The sequence below is a fragment of the Cryobacterium sp. genome (genome assembly GCF_025463825.1).
In the GTDB taxonomy this organism is placed as follows: Bacteria; Actinomycetota; Actinomycetes; order Actinomycetales; family Microbacteriaceae; genus Cryobacterium.
Map to the genome: position 1 here is coordinate 1 of NZ_JAODBG010000117.1, position 3,184 is coordinate 3,184.

Consider the following 3,184-nt stretch of genomic DNA (forward strand, 5'->3'; position numbering starts at 1 on the left):
GGCCGCCGAGGAGCCCGCCAGCGCTCCGGCAGCAGCGCCGGCCCCGGCGCCCGCGCCGGCTGCCCCGAGCGCCTCCGCGGTCTCCACCGCCCTTGCGTTCGCCGAATCGCAGTTGGGCGACGCCTACGCGCTCGGCGGCTCCGGCCCCGATGTCTGGGACTGCTCGGGATTGACCAAGGCCGCCTACGCTGCGGCCGGCATCTACATCGGCACCCACTCCGCAACCAACCAGTACAACACCCTGGCCGGTCAGGGAAAGCTCGTCTCGCTCTCCAACGTGCAGGTGGGCGACCTGTTGTTCTGGGGTGTGCCCGGAAACTACTACCACGTGGCGATCTACTACGGCGGCGGGCAGATCCTCGAGGCGCCCAACCCCACCGCGCCCGTTCGGGTACACAGCATCTGGTCGCCCGGCGAGGTCGCGCCGTACGTGGGCCGGCCGTCCTGAGCGTTGCGCCCGAGCGCACACACGAACGAAGCCGCTTCCCGACCGGGAAGCGGCTTCGTTCGTTACAGCGGTGCGCGAAAGGTCAGTGACCCTCGTCGACGAGCTTCTTGAGGCCGTCGCGCACGATCTGGTCGGCCTCGGCGGCGTCGCCCCAGCCCTCGGTCTTGACCCACTTGTTCGGCTCGAGGTCCTTGTAGTGCTCGAAGAAGTGCTCGATTTCCTTGCGGGTGTACTCCGGGATGTCGGTGACGTCCTGGATGTAGTCCCAGCGCGGGTCGCCGGCCGGAACCGCGATGACCTTGGCGTCCGAGCCGCCGTCATCGGTCATGTTGAACACGCCGACGGGCCGGACCGAGACCCCGACGCCGGGGAACAGCGGGAAGTCCAGGAGCACGAGCACGTCGACGGGGTCACCGTCTAGGCCGAGCGTGTTCTCGAAGAACCCGTAATCGGTGGGGTACACGAAGCTCGTGTACAGCACCCGGTCGAGGTAGACCCGACCGGTTTCGTGGTCCACCTCGTACTTGTTGCGGCTACCGCGTGGGATTTCAATGACTGCGTCGTATTCGGCCATGGCCTGGTATCTCCCTTATGTCGAAGTCTGCGGATAACGTTACTGGATGCAGTCCCTCCGCCGCCCGCGCCTCACGCCGGCCATCGCCGACCTCAGGCGCGCCGTCCGGGAGCAACTGCCGGCTTCCGGCCTGGTCCTGGTGGGTTTGAGCGGGGGAGCGGACTCGCTGGCCCTGGCCGCCGCGACCGCATTCGAGGCCGCGCGAGCCGGGCTCGGCGCCGGTGCCGTGATCGTCGACCACGGCCTGCAGGCCGGCTCGGCCGGCATCGCCCAGGTCGCGGCGGAGCAGGCCGCCGACCTCGGCCTGGATCCGGTGCTGATCGTTCCCGTGACCGTGACGGATGCCGGTGGGAACGGCCCGGAGGCGGCGGCGCGCACCGCGCGTTATGCGGCGTTCGACTCGGCTCTGGCCGGGACGGGAGCCGTCGCGGTGCTGCTGGGCCACACCCTCGACGACCAGGCCGAGACGGTGCTGCTGGGCCTTGCCCGCGGCTCGGGGGCCCGGAGCCTGCAGGGCATGGCCGCCATCAGCGGACGATACCGGCGGCCGCTGCTGGGCATCCGCCGTGCCCAAACCCGGCAGGCCTGCCTCGACGCCGGCCTGACCGCCTGGGCCGACCCCCAGAACGCCGACCCCCGGTACGCACGGGTGCGGGTTCGCAGCCGCGTGCTGCCCGTGCTCGAAACCGAGCTCGGGCCGGGCGTCGCTCAGGCGCTGGCCCGCACCGCCGACGTGCTCCGCGAGGACGCCGACGCCCTCGACGCCCTCGTGCCGGCACTCGTCGCCGCCGCGCTCTCGCCGGCGGGGGCCGGCAGTGCAGTGTCGGTCGATCGGCTGGCGGCGCAGCCGGCCGCCATCGTGCATCGGATGATCCGCGCGGTGGTGGCCGGGGAGTTCGGCGTGACCCTTGAACGCGACCACACGCTGGCCGTCGCCCGGCTCGTCACGCACTGGCACGGACAGAATGCGCTGGACCTGCCAGGCGTTAGAGTGGAACGGCAGGGGGGAACGCTCGTATTTTCAGCTCCTCGACCCACCCAGAACAAAGGACCCTTCCGCTCCCATGGAACCTCGTGACATTGACGGCGACCTCACCGAAATCCTGATCGAGGAGACCGAGATCCGTTCCCGGCTCGCCGAGATGTCAAGGCAGATCGAAGCGGATTACGCCGGCAAGGACCTGCTGCTGGTGGGGGTGCTCAAGGGCGCGGTCATGGTGATGGCCGACCTGGCCCGCGAACTGGTGCACCCGGTGACCATGGACTGGATGGCCGTCAGCTCCTACGGTTCCGGCACTCAGTCCAGCGGCGTCGTGCGGATCCTCAAGGACCTCGACACCGACCTGCACGGCCGTCACGTGCTCATCGTCGAGGACATCATCGACTCCGGCCTGACGCTGTCCTGGCTGATGGCGAACCTCAAGTCCCGGGGACCGGCGTCGCTGGAGATCTGCGCGCTGCTGCGCAAGCCCGATGCCGCCCGCGTGGAGATCGACGTGAAGTACCTCGGCTTCGACATTCCCAACCAATTCGTCGTCGGCTATGGCCTGGACTACGCCGAGAAGTACCGCAACCTCCGCAGCGTCGGGGTGCTCGCCCCGCACGTGTACTCCACCGGAGACTAGGCTCCCGCCTCCCGGCGTCCTCCAGTTCCCCTTTGGGCGAACACTCGGTGTTCCCCCAGTGCGGGAGCGGTAGCCTGTGACCACCATGAACGTCAAGAAACTTCTGCGCGGGCCGCTCCTCTACATCATCCTTGCGGTTATCGCCGTGTGGGTGGGTACGAGTCTCCTCACCATGTCCGGCTTCCGCGAGATCTCCACCCAACAGGGCCTGGACTTCCTGAAGGACGGGAAGGTGTCGGAGGCGAAGATCGTCGACGGCGAGCAGCGCGTCGACCTCACCCTCACCAAGGCGGATTCGACCTACGGCGAGCAGGTGCAGTTCTACTACGTGACGCCACGCGGCGAGGAGGTCGTCGAGGCCGTCACGGCCGCCGACCCCAAGGACGGCTTCACCGACGAGGTGCCGCAGGCCAGCTGGTTCCTGTCGCTTCTGGGCATCCTGTTGCCCGTCCTGCTGATCGGTGCGTTCTTCTGGCTGATGCTCTCCGGCATGCAGGGCGGCGGCAACAAGGTCATGCAGTTCGGCAAGTCCAAGGC

At 68.6% G+C, this 3,184-nt stretch carries 5 protein-coding genes; 4 read left to right on the top strand and 1 reads right to left on the bottom strand.

From position 1 onward, the window contains the following. Window positions 1–448 (top strand): NlpC/P60 family protein (locus tag JWP54_RS14305; protein WP_297373227.1); only part of this gene is annotated, 448 nt, incomplete at its 5' end. An 82-nt stretch (window positions 449–530) separates the two neighbouring features. Here JWP54_RS14305 and JWP54_RS14310 read toward each other — a convergent pair. Beyond that, a complete protein-coding gene (locus JWP54_RS14310; RefSeq protein ID WP_088457321.1) occupies window positions 531–1,022 on the bottom strand; it encodes an inorganic diphosphatase in 492 nt (163 codons plus the stop codon). Window positions 1,023–1,068: 46 nt separating this feature from the next. Here JWP54_RS14310 and tilS point away from each other — a divergent pair, with 46 nt between their 5' ends. From tilS to JWP54_RS14325, 3 genes are all read left to right on the top strand, one after another. Continuing rightward, window positions 1,069–2,100, top strand: coding sequence for a tRNA lysidine(34) synthetase TilS (gene tilS, locus JWP54_RS14315; protein ID WP_297373231.1), 1,032 nt, complete (start codon window positions 1,069–1,071; stop codon window positions 2,098–2,100). Then, a complete protein-coding gene (hpt, locus tag JWP54_RS14320) occupies window positions 2,087–2,647 on the top strand; it encodes a hypoxanthine phosphoribosyltransferase (protein ID WP_297373233.1) in 561 nt (186 codons plus the stop codon). Before tilS ends, hpt begins: the two co-directional genes overlap by 14 nt. Before the next feature lie 85 nt (window positions 2,648–2,732). Next, window positions 2,733–3,184: ATP-dependent metallopeptidase FtsH/Yme1/Tma family protein (locus tag JWP54_RS14325; protein ID WP_297373235.1), on the top strand; the 452-nt coding region annotated here is incomplete at its 3' end.

Excerpts from the sequence above, each read along its gene's own strand:
- JWP54_RS14310 (WP_088457321.1), bottom strand. The coding sequence starts at position 1,022 with ATGGCCGAATACGACGCAGTCATTGAAATCCCACGCGGTAGCCGCAAC.
- tilS (WP_297373231.1), top strand. The coding sequence starts at position 1,069 with ATGCAGTCCCTCCGCCGCCCGCGCCTCACGCCGGCCATCGCCGACCTC.
- hpt (WP_297373233.1), top strand. The coding sequence starts at position 2,087 with ATGGAACCTCGTGACATTGACGGCGACCTCACCGAAATCCTGATCGAG.